At 71.5% G+C, this 18,894-nt stretch carries 15 protein-coding genes; 5 read left to right on the top strand and 10 right to left on the bottom strand.

Annotated features, from left to right (window positions below):
- Nucleotides 1-24 precede the first annotated feature (24 nt).
- Nucleotides 25-1,281 (top strand): AGE family epimerase/isomerase, encoded by a 1,257-nt coding sequence (locus G3A44_RS18310; RefSeq protein WP_163459199.1) that lies wholly within the window; start codon nt 25-27, stop codon nt 1,279-1,281.
- 13 nt (nt 1,282-1,294) lie between these two features.
- On the opposite strand, the gene G3A44_RS18305 is transcribed toward G3A44_RS18310, so the two are convergent.
- A complete protein-coding gene (locus tag G3A44_RS18305; RefSeq protein ID WP_203561465.1) occupies nt 1,295-2,173 on the bottom strand; it encodes a helix-turn-helix domain-containing protein in 879 nt (292 codons plus the stop codon).
- Nucleotides 2,174-2,295: 122 nt separating this feature from the next.
- On the opposite strand from G3A44_RS18305, the gene G3A44_RS18300 reads away from it, so the two are divergent.
- On the top strand, nt 2,296-3,774 hold the full coding sequence (locus G3A44_RS18300) for a cytochrome P450 (RefSeq protein WP_163459198.1): 1,479 nt from the start codon (nt 2,296-2,298) through the stop codon (nt 3,772-3,774).
- Between the two features lie 28 nt (nt 3,775-3,802).
- On the opposite strand, the gene G3A44_RS18295 is transcribed toward G3A44_RS18300, so the two are convergent.
- On the bottom strand, nt 3,803-5,371 hold the full coding sequence (locus G3A44_RS18295; RefSeq protein WP_163459197.1) for a methyl-accepting chemotaxis protein: 1,569 nt from the start codon (nt 5,369-5,371) through the stop codon (nt 3,803-3,805).
- Between the two features lie 147 nt (nt 5,372-5,518).
- Nucleotides 5,519-7,018 (bottom strand): MocR-like pyridoxine biosynthesis transcription factor PdxR, encoded by a 1,500-nt coding sequence (pdxR, locus tag G3A44_RS18290; protein ID WP_163459196.1) that lies wholly within the window; start codon nt 7,016-7,018, stop codon nt 5,519-5,521.
- Nucleotides 7,019-7,135: 117 nt separating this feature from the next.
- On the opposite strand from pdxR, the gene G3A44_RS18285 reads away from it, so the two are divergent.
- Nucleotides 7,136-7,783, top strand: a complete 648-nt coding sequence (locus tag G3A44_RS18285; protein WP_163459195.1) for a pyridoxamine 5'-phosphate oxidase family protein — start codon at nt 7,136-7,138, stop codon at nt 7,781-7,783.
- Between the two features lie 173 nt (nt 7,784-7,956).
- Nucleotides 7,957-8,679, top strand: a complete 723-nt coding sequence (locus tag G3A44_RS18280; protein ID WP_163459194.1) for a PEP-CTERM sorting domain-containing protein — start codon at nt 7,957-7,959, stop codon at nt 8,677-8,679.
- 70 nt (nt 8,680-8,749) lie between these two features.
- Here G3A44_RS18280 and G3A44_RS18275 read toward each other — a convergent pair whose 3' ends face one another.
- The 6 genes from G3A44_RS18275 to G3A44_RS18250 all read right to left on the bottom strand — a co-directional run bounded on the left by G3A44_RS18275 (nt 8,750) and on the right by G3A44_RS18250 (nt 15,811).
- A complete protein-coding gene (locus G3A44_RS18275) occupies nt 8,750-9,817 on the bottom strand; it encodes an MBL fold metallo-hydrolase (RefSeq protein ID WP_239061955.1) in 1,068 nt (355 codons plus the stop codon).
- An 83-nt stretch (nt 9,818-9,900) separates the two neighbouring features.
- Entirely contained in the window at nt 9,901-11,049 is a 1,149-nt protein-coding gene (locus G3A44_RS18270; RefSeq protein ID WP_203561464.1) for an iron-containing alcohol dehydrogenase, read from the bottom strand.
- 137 nt (nt 11,050-11,186) lie between these two features.
- Nucleotides 11,187-11,843 (bottom strand): nucleotidyltransferase family protein, encoded by a 657-nt coding sequence (locus G3A44_RS18265; RefSeq protein ID WP_163459192.1) that lies wholly within the window; start codon nt 11,841-11,843, stop codon nt 11,187-11,189.
- A complete protein-coding gene (locus G3A44_RS18260; protein WP_163459191.1) occupies nt 11,840-12,991 on the bottom strand; it encodes an XdhC family protein in 1,152 nt (383 codons plus the stop codon). Before G3A44_RS18260 ends, G3A44_RS18265 begins: the two co-directional genes overlap by 4 nt.
- Nucleotides 12,992-13,019: 28 nt before the next feature.
- Nucleotides 13,020-15,317, bottom strand: a complete 2,298-nt coding sequence (locus G3A44_RS18255; protein WP_375138678.1) for a xanthine dehydrogenase family protein molybdopterin-binding subunit — start codon at nt 15,315-15,317, stop codon at nt 13,020-13,022.
- A 20-nt stretch (nt 15,318-15,337) separates the two neighbouring features.
- Nucleotides 15,338-15,811 (bottom strand): (2Fe-2S)-binding protein, encoded by a 474-nt coding sequence (locus tag G3A44_RS18250; protein WP_163459190.1) that lies wholly within the window; start codon nt 15,809-15,811, stop codon nt 15,338-15,340.
- A gap of 116 nt (nt 15,812-15,927) precedes the next feature.
- Between G3A44_RS18250 and G3A44_RS18245 the strand changes: the two genes are divergently transcribed.
- A complete protein-coding gene (locus G3A44_RS18245) occupies nt 15,928-16,893 on the top strand; it encodes a LysR family transcriptional regulator (RefSeq protein ID WP_163459189.1) in 966 nt (321 codons plus the stop codon).
- Nucleotides 16,894-16,942: 49 nt separating this feature from the next.
- Here the strand turns inward: G3A44_RS18245 and G3A44_RS18240 are convergent, their stop codons facing one another.
- Nucleotides 16,943-18,739 (bottom strand): long-chain-fatty-acid--CoA ligase, encoded by a 1,797-nt coding sequence (locus tag G3A44_RS18240; protein WP_163459188.1) that lies wholly within the window; start codon nt 18,737-18,739, stop codon nt 16,943-16,945.
- Nucleotides 18,740-18,894 lie beyond the last annotated feature (155 nt).

Below are 18,894 nucleotides of genomic sequence, written 5' to 3'. Positions count from 1 at the left end.
CCACCCTGCCCACCCCCCAGCCCTATGCGCGACCTGCCCGACTTCCGCTCGCCCGACTTCCTGCGGGCCCACATCCAGCACACCCTGGCCTTCTATGCCCCGCGCAACCTGGACGCCAGCGGCGGCTTCTTTCACTTTTACCGGGACGACGGCACGGTCTACGAGCGCGTGGAGCGCCATCTGGTCAGCAGCACGCGCTTTGTCTTCAACCACGCCATGGCCTGGCGCCACTTCGGCCAGCCCGAGGACCAGCGCCGCGCACGCCACGGCCTGCGCTTCCTGAGCCAGGGCCACCAGTTCGAACCGGGCCGGGGCTGCCCCAGCCTGGAAGGCCCCAACCCCGGCCATGCCTGGCGCGTGCGCTGGGACGGCCAGCGCGCCGAGCTGCTGGACGGCACCCTGCACGCCTATGGCCAGGCCTTTGTGCTGCTGGCCCATGCCCATGCCCTGATGGCCGGGGTGGACGAGGCCCGTGCCGGCCTGCAGGCCACCGCTGAACGCCTGGAGGCCCGCTTCTGGGAGCCGGCCCAGGGCCTGTATGCCGACGAGATCGCGCCGGACGGCACCCTGCAGCCTTATCGCGGCCAGAACGCCAACATGCATGGCTGCGAGGCCATGCTGGCCGCCCACGAGGCCACCGGCGAGGCCTTCTACCTGCAACGCGCCCTGACGCTGGCCGAGTCCGTCACCCAGCGGCTGGCCGGCCTGGCCGACGGCCTGGTGTGGGAGCACTACCGCCACGATGCCCGGGGCGCCTGGGTGGTGGACTGGGACTACAACCGCGAGGACAAGACCAACATCTTCCGCCCCTGGGGCTTCCAGACCGGCCACCTGACCGAGTGGACCAAGCTGCTGCTGCAGCTGCGTGCCCGACTGGCCGCCGGCGCCCAGCCCGAGCCCACCTGGCTGCTGCCCACCGCGCGGCACTTCTTTGACACCGCCATGGCCCGCGGCTGGGACGGGGTGCACGGGGGCCTGGTCTACGGTTTTGGCCCCGACGGTGCGGTCTGCGACGCCGACAAGTACTTCTGGGTGCAGGCCGAGAGCCTGGCCGCGGCCGCCGGCCTGGCCGTGGCCACCGGCGAGGCCGCGTACTGGCAGTGGTACGACCGCCTGTGGGCCTACGCCTGGGCGCACATGATCGACCACCGCCACGGCGCCTGGTACCGCATCCGCACGCCCGACAACCGGGCCTATTCCGACGAGAAGAGCCCCGCCGGAAAGACCGATTACCACACCATGGGGGCCTGCTACGACGTGCTGCGCTTCCTGGGCGCCTGAGGCGCGGGCCTGCTCAGACCCACAACCGCACGATCCAGAAGGACTCGTCCTCGACAAAGCGGCGCGCAAACTCGCCGGGGGCAAAGCCGGTGATGCGCCTGGCGCTGCGCACCAGATGGGCCTGGTCGGCAAAGCCTTCGTCTTGGGCCAGGCCTGCCCAGTCAAAGGGCAGGCCCTGCGCCTGCCGGTCGCGGGCGGCAAAGAACAGTCCCTCGGTGCGCACCAGGGCCTGCCAATCGCGCAGCGAACGGCCGGTCCATTCCTTGAGGCGCCGCTCCACCTGGCGCGGGCTGCGGCCCTGGCGCCACTGCAGCGCCTGCAGGGCCAACCGCCCCACCCAGGCCCGGCCGACCTGGCGCAGGCTGGGTGCCTGGCCGGCACGGCCCTGCAGCACCTGCCAGCGTGGCCCCAGCGCCGCGGTGATCAGGGCCATGGCCGCTGCCGGCGTGGTGGCCTGCGGCAGGGCCCGCAGCCACGGCTGCCAGCTGCGGTCCAGCACCGCCGCCGCTGGCGCCAAGCCATCCACCAGGGCCGCCGGGTCCAGGCCGAAGAGCGCCTGGGCCACATCCGGGGTGAAGCAGAGCATGCCGCCAAAACCGGTGCGCGGCGCCCAGGTCACCCGCGGCGTCAGCTGGCTGCCAAAGACCACCACGTCGGCGCCAAACGGCGACCAGGCCCCGTCGGGCTGCATGAAGCCCACCTCGGCGCCATGGAACCACGACAGGCTCATCAGCGGCGAGGCCGGAAAGTGGCTCAGCCGCTGGGCATCGTCCAGGGACACGCCACGGGTGTCGCGCATCACCACCGCCACCAGCGCCCCTTGCAGCACCGCCGGCACCGGCTGCAGCCAGGCACAGGACTCGCCCTGGGGATGCCGGGGCGCTCGTTGCATCGGATGCAGCCCCCCGCGAACAGGCGACCTGGAGGCAGGGGCGGGGGTAGCGTGCGGCACAAGGTCGGGCATGTCGTTTGGGTTCAAGACGGCCAGTTCAGCGGCCGGCAGCATGCCATGCCATGAACGCCGACACCACGCCCCTGCCGCCCTGCCCCGCCGCGGCGCAGCCGCCCCGCGGCACCTGCCCGGTGCACACCACCGACACCACCACCGCCACCACCGCCACCACCGCCAAGGCCCCGCCAGCGGCCCGGCCCGGCCCCTGGCCTCCCGGCCCGCCGAGCGGCCCCACCGGCTGGTCCTGGCTGTGGCGCATGCGCCGCGACATGGCCGGCACCCTGGAAGGCCTGCAGCGCGACTGGGGCGACCTGGTGCACCTGCGCATCGTGCCCGAGCAGGTGGTGCTGGTCATGCACCCGGGCCTGGTGCGCGAGCTGCTGGTGCAGCAGCACGACCGCCTGATCCGTGCGGAACGGCCGGTGGAGGTCTTCGCCGGCCTGCATGGGCAGAGTGTGCTGGTGCGCGAAGGCGCCGACTGGCATGCCCAACGCCTGGCCCTGCAGCCCGCCTTTGCCCCCAAGGCGGTCAAGAGCCTGGTGCCGGGCCTGGTGGCCACCGTGCGCGGCCAACTGCAGGACTGGCCGACGCAGCACGCGCGCTGGCCGGTGGAGCAGCGCCTGACCCAGCTGACCATGGCGGTCATCCTGCAGGCAGTGTTCTCCAGCCGCCTGGAGCCGGCCGCGCTGGAGGCGGCCGAGCAGGCGGTGCAGACGGTCAGCCGCATCGCCCAGGGCGAGTTCTTCTGGCCCGCCAGCTGGCCTGACGCCATGCCCTGGAAGGCGCGCAAACGCCACGCCATGGCCGTGCTGCGCGGCCTGGTGGAGAACCACCTGCAGGATCGCCTGGCCCAGCCCGAGGACAGTTGGCCCGATGACCTGCTCAGCCGCCTGATGGCCCTGCACCGCGCCGAGCCCGGACGCTGGACCCTGCGCGCGGTGGCCGACGAATGCACCACCGCCTTTCTGGCCGGCCACGAGACGGTGGCGGCCAGCCTGACCTGGTGGTGCTGGTGCCTGGCCGCCGACCCGCAGGAACAGGACCGCCTGGCCCGGGAGGTGGCGCAGGCGCTGGCGGGCGCCGATCCCGGGCCGCAGCACCTGAGCGCGCTGCCGCGACTGCGGGCCAGCCTGCAAGAGTCGCAGCGCCTGTACCCGGCCGCGCCCATGCTCATCAACCGGCGGGCCACCGCCCCGGTCACCCTGGGCGGGCGCACCCTGCCGGCGCGCACGCTGTTCATGATTCCGGTGCAGCAGCTGCAGCGCGACGCGCGCTGGTATCCGCAACCTGGGCACTTCCGACCCGAGCGCTTCCTGCAGCCCGACGAGCAACGACCGCGCGGGGCCTGGATGCCGTTTGGCGCCGGCCCCCGGGTCTGCCTGGGCCAGCACCTGGCACAAGACGAGATGACGGTGGTGGCCGCCCTGCTGCTGCAGCGCTGGCGCCTGGCGCCGGTGCCGGGCGCTGCCGCGCCACAACCCGAGATGGCGGTGACGCTGCGGCCCCGCACGCCCCTGCACCTGAGCCTGCAGCCCGCCTGAGACGGCCTGCCAACGAGTTGGCGCCCCCTCAGCCGCGCAGGCGGAAGCTGCCCACCACCTGGGTGAGGCGCTCGGCCTGCTGGCGCAGGCTCTCGGCGGCGGCAGCGCTCTGCTCCACCAGTGCGGCGTTCTGCTGCGTGGCCTGGTCGAGCTGGGTGACGGCATCGTTGATCTGGCCAATGCCGCTGGACTGGTCGGCGGCGGCCTCGGTGAGCTGGTGGATGCGCTCGCTGACGCTGCGCACCTGGGCCACGATGTGCGCCATGGCCCCGCCGGCCTCGCGCACCTGGCGGGTGCCGGCGTCCACCTTCTCCACGCTGGCCCCGATCAGGCTCTTGATCTCGCGGGCGGCATCAGCACTGCGCCCGGCCAGGGTGCGTACCTCGCCGGCCACCACCGCAAAACCGCGGCCCTGCTCGCCGGCGCGGGCGGCCTCCACCGCCGCGTTCAGCGCCAGGATGTTGGTCTGGAAGGCGATGCCGTCGATGACGCCAATGATGTCTTGGATGCGGCGCGAAGACTCGGCGATGTCTTCCATGGTCTGCACCACCTGGGTGACCTTGTGCCCGCCCTCGGCCGCGGCACCGGAGGCCTGGCCCGCCAGGCCGTTGGCCTCGGAGGCGGCGCCGGCACTGGTGCGCACCGTGTCGGCCAGCTGCTCCATGGACGAGGCCGTCTGCTGCAGGTTGCCCGCCTGCTCCTCGGTGCGCTGGCTCAGGTCGGCGTTGCCCATGGCGATCTGGGCTGAGCCGGTGGCAATGCTCTCGCTGGCCGAGCGCACCTGACTGACCACCTCGGCCAGGCGGTCGCGCATGGCGCGCATGGCCGCCAGCAGGCTGCTGTCGTCGCCGGCGCGCAGCTGCACCTGCACATCCAGGTGGCCCCGGGCGATCTCGGCCACCACCGCCTTGGCGTACTCCGGATCGCCGCCCAGCTGACGCTGGACCGAGCGGGTGATGACCAGGGCCGCAGCCACACCGGTGAGCAGGGCAGCGGCCGTCAGGGCCAGCATGATCCCGGTGGCCTGGCCGTGCGTGGCCTCGGCCTCGTTGCGGGCCTGCGCGCTGAGCTGCAGGTTGTGGGCCCACCAGGCTTCCACCGCAGCCACGGCCTGGTCAAACACCGCCTGTCGGGCGGGCATCTGGGCCTTGGCCCGCTCCAGCGCGGTCGGGTCCGCGGCCGTGGCCCGGGACAGGGCGCGCATGGCTTCCCAGCCCTGGAAGTAGGCCATGGCCGCCTGCCGGGTCTGCACCTCCAGTGCCCGGTCGCGCTCGTCGGACAGCAGGCCCTGGGCGTAGCGGTCCAGCGCCTCGACAAAGCGCGCCTTCGCCTTGGCCATCTCGGCCTCCACCGCGTCCATGGCCTGCGCGTCGTCGGTCAGCAGGTGACGCAGCTCGTAGCGCCGGAAGGTGCTCAAGGCCTGCCCCATGGTGTTCTGCTCGGTCAGCGAGGGCACGATGTTGGTGCTGAAGGCGTCCGTGCCCGCCTTGAGCCGGCCCATCTGCCCCTGGCCCACCCCCACCATCACCATCAAGAGCAGCAGCATGGCGCCAAAGCCCGCCAGCAAGCGGCCGCGCAACGTCAAGTTCCCAAACATCCAGACTCCCTTCCCGGCCGTTGATGACCTTGTGTCTGGCGGAGATATCGGCCGGCGGCCGCGCCCCTCAAGCGCAATCCGGTGCCAGGGCCGCCGCAGCGCGCGTGCGTTGCCCCAGGTTTGCGGCCGGTCAAGCCGGATCCAGCGCTACGCCACCTGCTGCCAGGCCTGGAGCAGCCGCTCCACGGCGCAGGCAATGCGTGCCTGCGGCGCACAGCCAAAGCCCAGCACCAGGCCCTGCACGCCAGGCGGATGCAGCGGCGCCAGGGCATAGCGGCTGAGTGGCCGCGCCATCACGCCCTGCGCCAGGGCCGCCTGGGCCAGCGCCACATCCGCCGGCCCCTGGCGCCACCAGAGGGTGAGGTGCAGGCCGGCCTCGCCCCCGGTGACCACCGCCCCATGCGGCCCGAAGGACTGCAGCAGGCAGGCGCGCAGCGTCTCGCGCCGCAGTGCATAGCGGCGGCGCATGCGCCGCAGGTGGGTGGTGTAGGCCCCGCGGACGATGAAGTCCGCCAAGGCCACCTGCTCGATCCCCTGGCCCGGGCGCAGCGCCTGGGCCGCCGCCGCAGCAAAGGCCGCCGCCCGCTCAGGCGGCACCACCAGATAGCCCAGCCGCAGGCCGGGAAACAAGGTCTTGGAAAAGGTACCGGCATAGATCACCGGCGCCTGCTCACGCAACCCCAGCAAGGCCGGCAGCAGCGCGCCGCCGCGGCGGAACTCGCTGTCGTAGTCATCCTCCAGGATCCAGGCGCCGTGGGTCCGGGCCTGCTCGATCAGGGCCAGCCGGCGCGGCAGCGACATCACCGCCCCCGTAGGGAACTGGTGCGAGGGCGTGACCACCACCAGCCGCGGGCGGTGGCGCGCCCAGTCTGCCGCCGTGGGGGCCAGGCCCTCGCCATCCACCGGCACACCATGCAACTGCAACCCGGCCAGGGCCAGCGCCGCACGCGCGGCGGGGTAGCCGGGGTTCTCCACCCAGGCGGTGTCACCGGCGTCGGCCAGCAGACGGGCGCAGAGGTCCAGCCCGGCCTGCGTGCCGGCGGTCACGATCACCTGCTCGGCGCGCACCGGCAGGCCGCGCGAGGCGCCCAGGTAGCCCGCCAGCGCCTGGCGCAACACGGGCTCGCCGCCACCGGGGGAATAGCCCAGCTGGCGGGCGCTGGCCTGCCGCCAGGCCCGGTCCAGACTGGCACGCCAGGCACGGGCCGGAAAGTCCGCCACATCGGGCATGCCCAGGGCAAAAGGCATCAGGGCCGGCTCCACCTCCTCACCGCGCAGGGTCTGGGCACGGCGCGACAGCGGCGGCAGGCCATCGGGTGGCGTGGCCGCCGCGGCGTCCGGGCGCCGGCGGGGGGACGGGGCGGTCACCGCCGGCGTGGTGGGCGCCACGGGGGCAATCCAGGTGCCATGCCGGGTGGCACGCAGCACCCCCTCGGCCGTCAGCTGCCCATAGGCCCACAGCACGGTGTTGCGGGCCAGCCCCAGCTCGGTGGCCAGCTCGCGGCTGGCAGGCAGACGGGTGCCCGCGACCAGGCGGCCGGCCAGCACCGCCGCCCGCAGCCGCGCATAGAGCAGGCGCTGCCGCGGCAGGCGGGCCACCGCCTCGGCCTCGGTGGCCGGCACCGTCAACAGCCAACGCCAGTCCATCGCTTCTCCTTGTCGGTGGCTCCATTCATGTCCACTGTGGTGGATCTTTTCATGATGCCACCACCCTCCTACCCTGCCGGCTGTGTTGAACCCCTGGCATGGAACTGGAACCCTGGCATGGCCACCCCGAACGCAGCCCCTTCCGAGCGCACCCGCGTGCGCCGCCTGCCCGAGCGCGCCACCTATGACGCTGAGGCCATCGCCGCCGTGGTCGACGCCGCGCCGCTGGCCCATATCGGCTTTGCCCACGAGGGCAGCGTGCATGTGATCCCCACCGCCGTCTGGCGCGAGGGCGGGCACCTCTACATCCACGGGGCCAAGGCCTCACGCCTGCTCAAGGCCTTGGTGGCCAGTGAATGCTGCGTCACCCTCAGCCTGCTGGACGGACTGGTCATGGCGCGCTCGGCTTTCCACCACAGCATGAACTACCGCTCGGTGGTGGTGTACGGGCGCTTTGAAACGGTGGACGGCACGGCCGCCAAATTCCGCAGCCTGCAAGCCTTCATGGAGAAGCTCTCGCCCGGCCGCTGGAACGCGTTGCGCCCGGTGAGCGACAAGGAGCTAAACGCCACCACGGTGCTGCGCCTGTCGCTGGCCGAAGCCAGCCTCAAGGCCCGCAGTGGTGGCCCCAAGGACGACGACGAGGACATGGCCTGGCCGGTGTGGGCCGGCGTGCTGCCCCTGTCCCTGCAGGCCGGTGCGCCGCAGACCGATCCGCAGAGTGTGGTGCGAGAGGCGCCGAGCGTGCCTCTGCGCTGGGGCTGACCGCAAGCCAGCACAGGCGGGCCGGGTCGCCCAGGAACGGTGGGGCGAGCCCGCATTCAGTTACCAAATCCAGCAGTTGGAGACGCAAGGGGGAACAGAGACTCCGCCCCCCGACACGACGCTGTGCGCAAGTGGCGTGCGGTCTTTCTGCACCTGGATATAAGGACGTTTTCATGCCCCGCCCATTCAAGACCACCGCCCTCACCTTGGCCCTGCTGGCCTGCACCGGCGCCGCGCAGGCTGCGGTCAACACCTATACCGGCAGTGACGACGGCGCGCCCACCTCCGGCCCCTGGACCCAATCCGCTGCCGCAGAAGCTCAATTTCAAGCCGCCGCGATCGCATTCGGCAGCCTGCAGACCCTCACTTTCGAGGGACAGAACCTGGGCATGGGCGGCTTCACCGAAGGCGCTGCAACGGTGTCCTTCTCCGGCAGCAACTTCGGGCCAGACTTCAGCGGCGTCAGCAACGCCAATTGGGGCAACCTGTACGGCTTCAACGTGACCGCCAACGGCAGCCAGTGGGCAGGCGCCCCTCAAGGCGGCATCACCTTCAGCTTCTCCGGTGGCACCCATGCCTTCGGTGGCTACTTCACCGGACTGCAAACCAGCTTCAGCGGCACCACGCAGATGGTCATCACCTTCGACGATGGGCAGACGCAGACCCTCAACGTCCCGGTCAACGTCAATGGCGGCGCCAGCTACTTCGGCTTCACCAACACCAACACCTTCCAGAGCGTCACGCTGAGCAACGTCAGCAGCGATGCTTGGGGCGTGGACAACATCACCTTTGCCACCGCCGCTGCTGTGCCCGAGCCGGCTTCCCTGGCCCTGATGCTGGCGGGTCTGGCCGCCGTGGGGGGTACACGGCGCCGCCTGTGCCGCAAGCAAGCGTAATCTTTCGCAAACAGGCGCAACACGCCGGCATCCCCGTGGACGGATTGGGACGGCGCCTGGCGCGCCCCGCTCAACGCGGGACCTTGACTCCACTGGCGAACCCCACGGGTGGTTGCGTGGGCGCCCACCGAATCGGTGACACCTTCCCGGGCCGCCACCACGCCGGTGTGGGCTGTGGCGCCGCCAACGCAACGCGGGCGCCAAACACCGGCGTCAGCAGCGGCACCTCTTGGGCTTCGGCGGCCTGAGCCACCCGCTCCAGCGGCTCGGTCCAGCGGTGGAAGGCCAGGTCAAAGGTGCCGTTGTGGATGGGCAGCAGCCAGCGGCCGCGCAGGTCGTGGTGGGCCTGCACGGTGTGCTCGGGCAGCATGTGCACCGCCTGCCAGCGGCGGTCGTAGGCGCCGGCTTCCAGCAGGGTCACATCGAAGGGGCCCAAGCGCTCGCCAATGGCCTTGAAGCCGTCAAAGTAGCCCGAGTCGCCGCTGAAAAACAGGTTCAGGCTGGGTGCGGTGGCCGTGGCGGCGGTGCGCAGCGCCCAACCGCACCACAGGCGCTGGTTGCGGTCAAACAGGCCCCGGCCCGAGAAATGCTGCGCCGGCGTGGCGGTGAGCGTGAGCCCGCCCACCGTGGTGTGCTGCCACCAGCCCAGCTCCTGCACCTTGGCCGCCGGAATGCCCCAGTCCACCAGCAGCGCGCCCACACCGGTGGGGGTGATGAAGTGCTGGGTCCGCGGCGCCAGGGCGCGCACGGTGGCTTTGTCGAGGTGGTCGTAGTGGTCGTGCGAGAGGATCACGCCGGCCAGGGGCGGCAGGTCTCCCAGCGCAATCGGCGGCGCATGAAAGCGCGACGGCCCGGCAAACGACACCGGCGAGGCCCGCTGGCCAAACACCGGGTCGGTGATCCAAAAGCCTCCCTCCAGCTTGAGCAGCACGGTGGAGTGCCCCAGGCGCCACAGGCTGCCCACGGGCGCCGCCGCCAGATCGGCCGGGCGGAGGGCCTGCACCGGCACCGGTGCCACGGCGTCGGGCCGGGTGCCTTCCGGCTTGTCAAACAGCATCTGCCACGTCAGCTTGAGGCCTTCTCGAAAACTCATGTCGTCAGCTCCGGCGGGGGTGGGGGTGGTGTCGGGGGGCGGCAGGGTGGCGGAGGTGCAGGCGCCCAGGCCAGCGGCGGCCACCAGCGCTGCCGCTGCGGTGGACCCGCGCCAAGGTAAGCGCAGGCTCACAGCGCGCTTTCCAAAATCTCTTGCACCACCTCACGGGTGTAGAGATCGGCCAGGCCAAAGTAGCGGGCGTTGCCCAGCACGTTCTCCACGGTGGCAGGCAGCTCATCGGGGGCGATGCCCAATTGCGACAGCCGCGTGGGCGTGCCGATCTTGTCGAACCAGGCCTGCAGCGCGGCAATGCCGGCCTCGGCGCCCTGCACCTGAAACACCTGCTGCGCAAAGCGCTCGAACTGCGCCGGGTGGCGGCGGCTGTACCAGCGCATCCACGCCGGCATCACCACCGACAAGCCGGCGCCGTGCGGCACGTTGAACAGCGCCGACAGGCTGTGCTCGATCATGTGGTTGGGGTAGCTGTAGCCGGCGGTGCCGGCGTAGAGCGTGCCGTTCAAGGCCTGGGTGGCGGCCCAGGCGAATTCGGCGCGGGCGGCGTAGTGGGTTGGGTCGGCCAGCAGGGTCTCGGTGGTGTCGATCACCGTGTTGACGATGGCCTCGGTCAAGCGCGAATGAAAACGCGGCTGCACGGTGGCGGTGAAGTAGCCCTCGATGCTGTGGGCAATGATGTCGGCGGCGGAATAGGCCAAGTAGTCACGCGGCACGCTCTGCATCAACGCCGGGTTCACCACCGACACCTTGGGGAACAGCAGCGGCGACTGGATGGCGAACTTCTCCTGCGTGGCGTCATTGGTGACCACGGCGCCCGCGTTCATCTCACTGCCGGTGGCCGCCAGGGTGAGCACCGCAAACACCGGCAGCGCCTGGGTGATGGGCGCCGTGCGCAGGAACAGCTCCCACACATCGCCCGGGTGGGGCACACCAGCGGCAATGGCCTTGGCGCTGTCCAGCACCGAGCCGCCGCCCACGGCCAGCACCCCGTCCACCCGCTCGCGGCGCGCCACGGCCATGGCCTCACGCACGGTGGACAGCAGCGGGTTGCTGACGATGCCGCCAAAGGGCACCACCGCCACGCCCTGCTCGGCCAGGCTGGCGACCACCGTGTCAAACAGACCGTCGCGCCGAATGCGCTCGCTGCCATAGGCCAGCAGCACCTTGCGCACGCCATGCGCCGCCACATGCTGGCCGATCAGGCGCTCTTTGCCGGTGCCAAAGTCAAGCTGCGTGGGGTTGTGAAAGAGGAAGTTGTCCATCGGGCGCCTCGGTCTCAAAAAAGAGGGAATGGCGCCACTGTAGAAACTGCCGGCATCCGCGAATAGGCGGTATTGCCTGAACAGATTGACAAGCTGAGCTTGTCATTGAAAAGCGTAAGGGCTGCATCAAGGCCGCATCAGGGCAGCGCCAGACGGTGCAGGGCCACGTCTTGCAGCGTGTCCACATCCTGCACATAGGCGGGGTCGGACAGCGGCAGGGCCTGCACGGCCTGCGGGTGGGCGGCCAGCCAGGCGCGCACGCCGGCGGGGCCGGCGTCTGGCGGCTGAGCCAGCACGCCGACCACGGCGGTGGGGCTGAGCAGCACGGGGTGGCCGCGCTGGCCGTGGACCACGGGCATCAAGGCGTGCACGCCAGCGGGGCGCTGCGCCCAGGCGGCCAGCAGGGGCGCGAGGTGTTCAGCGCTGAGGTGCGGCAGGTCACTCACCAGCAGCAGCAGGCTGGCGTGCGGGGCGGCGGCGGCGGCGTGCGCCGCCAGGGCCAGGCGTTGGGAGTCGATGAGGCTGGGCCCATCCAGGGTGTGCAGCAGCGGCGTGATGCCGCCCGCCTGGGCCAGCGGCAGCAGGCGCTCGCGGTAGGGGCCGATGACGGCGCTCACCTCGGCCACGCCCGCGGAGCGCAGGGCCTGGGCGTGGCGGGCCAGCAGCGTTTGGCCGTCTGCGGCGTGGCGCAGGGCGGCTTTGGGCACACCGCCCAGGCGGCTGCCCAGGCCGGCGGCCAGGATCACCGCCCGCACTTCTGCCGGAGCCACCGCCTGCCCCACCGGCAAGGTCAACGGTCCGAGCCGAGGCCGGCCCCCAGGCCGCAGGTAGCGGGCACGGCGGCAACGGCCAGCCACGCGGCATGGGCGGCGTCGGCGCCGGCTGCTGCTTCCCGGCGCGCTTTGGCGGCAGCCACCTGGGCTTGGTCAGAAAAGCTCACGCCGTTCTTGGCGGCAACCACTTCGGCCAGGATGGAGAGGGCGATCTCGGCCGGCGTTTGGCTGCCGATGTACAGGCCGGCCGGGCCGCGCAGCCGGGCCAAGGCGGCTTCAGGCACCTCAAAGTGCTCGCGCAGGCGCTCACGGCGCTGGGCGCTGTTGCGGCGCGAGCCAATGGCACCCACATAAAAGGCCGGGGTGGCCAGCGCGTCCATCAACGCCAGGTCGTCCAGCTTGGGGTCATGGGTGAGGGCGATGACGGCGGTGCGGGCGTCCGGGCGCAGGCGCTGCACGCAGTCGTCGGGCATCTCGCGGGTCAGGGTCACGCCGGGCAGCTCGCCGCTGAAGGACCAGCCCTGGGCCTGCTCCTCGCGCGGGTCGCAGACGATGAGTTCAAAGCCCAGGCCCAGCGCCATCTCGCACAGGAAGCGCGAGAGGTCGCCGGCGCCGATCAGGATCAGCCGGTAAGGCGGGCCGAAGGGCGTGAGCAGGCGGCGGGTGTCGGGCGCGCCGGGCAGCGGGTCAAGGCCGGTGGTGGCGTCCCAGCCCGGTGCGTCGGCCGCTGTGGCCGGGCGCAGCGTGACGGCGCCGGTGGCCAGGTCCAGCTCGCGGCACAGGGCCTGGCGCTGCTGGCGGGCGGCCAGCAGCTCGTCCAGGCGGCTGTGGGCGCCCACGGGCTCCAGCACCAGCTCCACCGTGCCGCCGCAGGGCAGGCCAAAGCGGTGCGCCTGTTCGGCCGATACCCCGTAGCGCAGCACCTGCGGGCGGCCGCCGGCACAGACCGCCGTGATGCCTTGGCTGCGGATGCGCTCGATCAGGTCGTCCTCAATGCAGCCGCCCGAGACCGAGCCCACCACCCGGCCCTGGGCGTCGATGGCCATGAAAGAGCCCGGCGGCCGGGGCGAGGAGCCCCAGGTGCGGGCCACCGTGACCAGCACCGCCGCCGTGCCGGCCTGCTGCCAGGCCAGTGCGGCGCGCAGCACGCGGGTGTCGAGATCGTCCATGCGGGGCTCCTGCGGTGCGGCGGGTCGGTCAGACCTGGAAGGGCAGGCTGCGCTGCGGTTTGCCGGTGAGGCGGGCCACGGCGTTGGCAAAGGCCGGGGCCAGCGGCGGCAGGCCGGGCTCGCCCATGCCGGTGGGCGGCTCGGCGCTGGGCACGATGGCCACCTCGATCTGCGGCATGTCGGGCATGCGCGCCACCACGTAGTCGCCAAAGTTGCTTTGCTCCACCACGCCGTCTTTCAGGGTGATGGCGGCACCGGGCAGGCACATGCCCAGGCCCATCAGCGCGGCGCCTTGCACCTGCGCCTCAATCGTGCGCGGGTTCACGGCCAGGTTGCAGTGCACGCCGGCGGTGACGCGGTGCAATTGGGGCTGGCCCTTCGTCACCGAGGCCTCCACCACATAGGCCACCACGGTCTGGAAGGACTCATGCACCGCCACGCCCCAGGCGCGGCCGGCCGGCAGGCGCTTTTTGCCGTAGCCGCTGCGGGCCACGGCCAGCTCCAGCGCGGCGCGGTGGCGCGGGTGCTGGGTGCCGAACTGGGCCAGGCGCCAGGCCACGGGGTCGGTCTTGGCGGCGCGGGCGATCTCGTCCACCAGGGTCTCCATGACAAAGGCGGTGTGGGTGCTGCCCACGCTGCGCCACCACAGCACCGGCACGTTCACCTGGGGGTGGTGCACGGTCAGGCGCATGGGCAGGGCGTAGGGCTCGCGCATGCCCTCCACCGCCGTGGCGTCAATGCCGTTCTTGACCATGAAGCCTTCAAAGAAGGTGCCGGTGAGGATGGACTGGCCGACGATGGTGTGGTCCCAGGCCAGCACCTGACCCTGGGCGTCCAGGCCGATGCGGGCGCGGTGCAGGTGCATGGGGCGGTAGTAGCCGCCACGGATGTCGTCCTCGCGGCTCCAGACCATGCGCACCGGGGCCGAGAAGCCGGCAGCACGGGCCGCCTTGGCCACTTGGCAGGCCTGCACCACGTAGTCGCTGCTGGGCACGGCGCGGCGGCCAAAGCCGCCACCGGCCATTTGCACGTTCACCTGCACCTGCTCGGGCTTGAGGCCCAGGGTGGCGGCCGCCGCCATGGCGTCGGTGCCGGGGAACTGCGAGCCCACCCACAGCTCGGCCTTGTCGGCGCTGAGCTGCACGGTGCAGTTCAAGGGCTCCATGGGCGCATGGGCCAGGTAGGGGAAGGTGAACTCGGCCTCAATCGTGCGGGCGGCCTGGGCCAGCGGCGCCATGTCAGCGTCAAACTGGCGCGGGCCGGGCTGGGCGGCCAGGGCGCGGTACTGCGCCAGCTGGCGGGCGCTGTCCACCTTCTCCACCGCCTCGGTGGCCCAGGTGGCCTGCAGGGCGTCGCGGCCCTTTTTGGCTGGCCAGTAGCCGTCAGCAATCACGGCCACAGCCTCACCGCCCCGGTCTCCGGGGATGCGCAGCACGGCCTTCACGCCCTTGACGGCGCGGGCGGCGGCATCGTTGAGCGTGGCCAGCTGGGCGCCAAACACCGGCGGGTGCGCCACCACGGCGGTGAGCTGGCCGGGCAGCGCCATGTCGATGCCAAAACTTTGCTGGCCGCTGCTCTTGGCCGGGGCGTCCAGCCGCGGCGTGGGCTGGCCGATGAGGCGGAAGTTTTTCGGGTTTTTCAGGCTCACCTGGGCGGGCACGGGCAGCGCCATGGCGGCCTGGGCCAGCTCGCCGTAGCCCAGGCGGCGGCCGTCCGGGGCGATGACCTGGCCGGCCTGCGTGCGCAGGCTGGCGGCGTCTACACCCCAGCGGGCGGCGGCGGCCGTCACCAGCATGGCGCGGGTGCGGGCGCCCAGCTCGCGGTACTGCATGAAGCTGTTTTTCACCGAGTTGGAGCCGCCGGTGAGGTGCAGGCCAAACAGCGGGTCCGCATGGGCGGGCCGCTGGTCGCCGTGCCGGGCGCTCACGCGGGCCCAGTCGGCGTCCAGCTCTTCGGCAAGGATCATGGGCAGTGCGGTCAGGATGCCCTGGCCAAACTCCAGCCGGTTGACGGTGACGATGACCTCGCCAGCCGGCGTGATCTCCACGAAGGCAGCGGGCTGCTGGGTGGGCTTGAGGCCACCGGCGGCGGCGCCTTCAGCCGCTTGGGCGTCATCGGCAAACACGCCCAGGGCCAGGCTGCCGGTGGCGGCGGCGCTCAGGCCCATGAGTTTGAGGATGCTGCGGCGCGGCAGGGCGGCGGTGGTTGCAGCGGCAGGCGCTGTGTCGGTGGTCTGCAACTCGCGTTCCAGCATCAGCTCCAGGGCGCGGGGCATTTCAGTGCGCAAGCGGCGGGCCAGGGATTCATCCACTTGAGTGGGCAGCATGGTGGGTGTCTCCGGAGGGGTCAGGCCAGGGATTGGGCGGCGTCAGCCACCGCAGCGCGGATGCGGGCGTAGGTGCCGCAGCGGCAAATGTTGCCGGCCATGGCAGCGTCAATCTCGGCGGCGCTGGGGCGCTTGCCCTTGGGCAGGGACTTCAAAAACGCGGTGGCGGTCATGATCTGGCCGCTTTGGCAGTAGCCACACTGGGCCACGTCGTGCTTGATCCAGGCGGCCTTGACGGCCGCGCCCACCTTGTCGGCGCCGCTGGTAGCGGCTTCCACGGTGGTGATGCGCTTGCCTTCTGCCGAAGCGATGGGCGTGATGCACGAGCGCACCGCCTGCCCGTCCACATGCACGGTGCAGGCACCGCACAGACCCGCGCCGCAGCCGAACTTGGTGCCGGTTAGGCCCAGGCTGTCGCGCAGGGCCCAGAGCACGGGGGTGTCGGGGTCCAGGTCCACGGCACGCGGCTGGCCGTTGATGTTCAAGGTGGTCATGGGGTGGGCCTCTGGCGGCAAGGGGTGGGGAGGTCGGCGGACTGTAGACAGCGGCGCACCGGGCTTGTAGCCGGGCAAACCTTGCCGCTGCATCAATCCAGCGTTGACAATGTCACATGCCAATGCATCACATCCGCGCCATGGCGGTGCTGTCGCAAGCCGTGGAGCTGGGCAGCCTGCGCCGCGCCGCCGCCGCCCAGGGCATCAGCCCGCAAGCCGCCAGCCAGGCCCTGGTGCAGCTGGAAACCCACTTGGGCGTGCGCCTGCTGCACCGCACCACCCGCAGCCTGGCCCTGACCGAGGAGGGCCAGCAACTGCTGGAAACCGCCCAGCCGGCCATGGCCGCACTGGAGCGGGCCCTCAACCGCGCCCGCAGCGCCAAGGATGACGTGGCCGGCCCGTTGCGCATCGTGGGGCCGCAGTCCTCCTTCGCGCCGGTGCTGTGGTCGGTGCTGGACGAGTATTGCCAGCGCCACCCCGAGGTGCAGCCCGACATCCAGCTCGATGACCGCATTGGCAACTGGGTGGAAGACCGGGTGGACGTGGGTTTTCGCGTGGGGGTGTCGCCGCAAGAGGGCCTAGTGGCCCGGCGCCTGCTGCCCATGCAGATCCTGACCTGCGCCGCACCCGCCTATCTGGCCCGCTACGGCGCCCCGGCCAGCCTGGAGGCTTTGGCCAGCCACCGCTGCAGCCTGTACCGCCACGCCGGCTCGGGCCGCCTGCTGCCCTGGTTCTTCCGCCAGGGCGACGCCATCATCACCCGCGAGCTGCCGCCCACCCTGAGCGTGAACGACGCGGCAGTGGAGCTGGAGGCGGTGCTCAGCGGCCAGGTGATCGCGCAATTGGCCTCATCCCAGGTGACGCAGGCCGTGCGCCAAGGCAGGCTGGTGCCACTGTTCACCGAGCAGATGGCCGACCACATGAGCCTGTTCATCTACTGGGGCAGCCGCCGCACCCAGCCCAGCCGGGTGCGCGCCTTCATTGACCTGGCCGTGGCCCGGCTGGCGGACAACCCCGCGCTTTTTCTCAGCCACGCGGAACTGGCAGACGCGGAGGCGCGGGGGCGGGCGGCGGTGGCTTGAGACGCCGGACCACGCCTCAGGCACACCGCCACCGCAGGCGCCCGCGCGCTCAGCCCACCTGCGCGCCGTCTTCCTGTTGTTGCAGCACGCGCCACAGGAGCTTGCCGCTGGCGCTCTTGGGCAGGGCCTCCGTGAACTGCACGGTGCGCGGCACCTTGTAGGCGCTCATGTGGGCCTTGCACCAGGCGATGACGTCGGCCTGGGTCAGGGTGGCACGGGCGCTGTCTTTGGGCACGATCACGGCCTTCACGCTCTCGCCGCGGTAGGGGTCGCGGGTGGCGATGATGCAGACCTCCTGCACGCCGGGGTGGTGGTGCATCAGCGCCTCCACCTCCGCCGGCCAGACCTTGAAGCCGCTGGCGTTGATCATGCGCTTCAAGCGGTCGGCCAGCGTGTAGTAGCCGGTGTCATCCACCCGGCCCAAATCACCGGTGCGAAACCAGCGCTGGCCCTCGCGCTCAAAAAACGCCGAGGCCGTGGCCTGGGGGTTGCCCCAGTAGCCCTGAAACACCTGCGGGCCGCTCACCACGATCTCGCCCACCTCGCCCGTGGCCACGGGTTCCAGGGTGTCCGGGTCCACCACCTGCGCCTGGGTGCTCAGGTAGGGGATGCCCAGGCACTGGCGGCGCGCGCCGCCGCGCGGGTTGCAGTGGGTGGGGGCCGAGGTTTCGGTCAGGCCGTAGCCCTCCAGGTACTCCAGGCCGAACTGCTCACGCAAGCGGGTGGCGATGGCCTCGGGCATGGTGGTGCCGCCGCCGCCCACGTAGCGCAGGCACGAGAGGTCAAACTCAGCCAGCCGGGGCGAGCCCAGCAGGTCGATCACCATGGTGGGGATGTTGGGCCAGTGGGTCACGCGCTCGGCACTGATGAGGCGGGCCGCCAGGTCCCGGTCCCAGCGCGGCATCAGCACGATGGCGCCGCCGGTCTGCACCGTGGCCAGCAGGGCCATCACCAGGCCGGTGATGTGGAACATGGGCACCACCACCAGCGTGGTGTCGCCCGGGCGCATGTCCAGCCAGGGGCCGCCGCTCAGGGCGTTGTGCAGCAGGCTGCCGTGGCCGTGCATGCAGCCCTTGGCCGCACCGGTGGTGCCGCTGGTGTAAGGCAGGATGGCCAGGTCGGCCGCTCGGGCCTGGGGCGTGCCGGTGGGGCGGGCCGGCGCCGCGGCCAGCAGCCCGGCCCAGGTGTGCACCTCGCCCCCGGCCAGCGCCGGCTGCGGGTGGCGGAACTGCAGCCACGGCTGCCAGGCGGTGGGCCAGTGCGCGGGCCAGCCCACGCCGGGGGTTTGCAGCCCTTCAGGCAGGCCTTCCGACAGGTGGAACACCACCAGATGCGTCAAGCCCACTTGACCCGCTTGGCCGCTGGCCACCAGGCCGTCGCTGGCACGGGCCATTTCGCCCGCGATGTCGGCCGAGGCGATGGCCACCTTGGCAGCGGCGTCATGGATGTAGTGGCCCAGCTCGTCGGCCTTGTTCATCGGGTTGACGGGCACCACCACGGCGTCCAGCCGCAGCACGGCAAAAAAGCTCAGGATGAACTGTGGGCAGTTCTGCATGAACACCAGCACCCGGTCCCCCCGGCCCACGCCCAGGCCCTGCAGGCCGGCGGCCAGGCGCTCGGCCTCGGCTTGTAATTGGCCCCAGGTCCAGCGGCGGTCCATGAAGGTCAGGCCCACGGCCTCGGGCTGCTGCGCGGCACGGCGTGCCAGCCCCCACCACAGGGACTCGTCGGGCACCGCCAGGCGGCGGGGCACGCCTGCCGGCCAGTGGGCGTGGTGCGGCCCATCAGGCGGCAGCGGCGGCAGCAGCGGGGCGGCCTGGGGGTGGGAAGCAGGCAGGTGGTTCATGGCTTTTCGTCAATTATATTGACATTATTCTGAGAGAGGCCGGCTTGCGCTGCATCATGGTTAGCCCGGAGCGGGGGCCACCACCGCTGCGACGTCGCGCCCCTGAAAGGCTGGTGCAACCTGATTGGGGTCAAACTTGCGGCTCCATCCACGAC

It is taken from the genome of Ideonella livida, assembly GCF_010499455.1.
Taxonomy (GTDB): domain Bacteria; phylum Pseudomonadota; class Gammaproteobacteria; order Burkholderiales; family Burkholderiaceae_C; genus Ideonella; species Ideonella livida.
The sequence above is the reverse complement of the archived record's forward strand: the minus strand, read 5'-3'. Positions and strand labels throughout refer to the sequence as shown.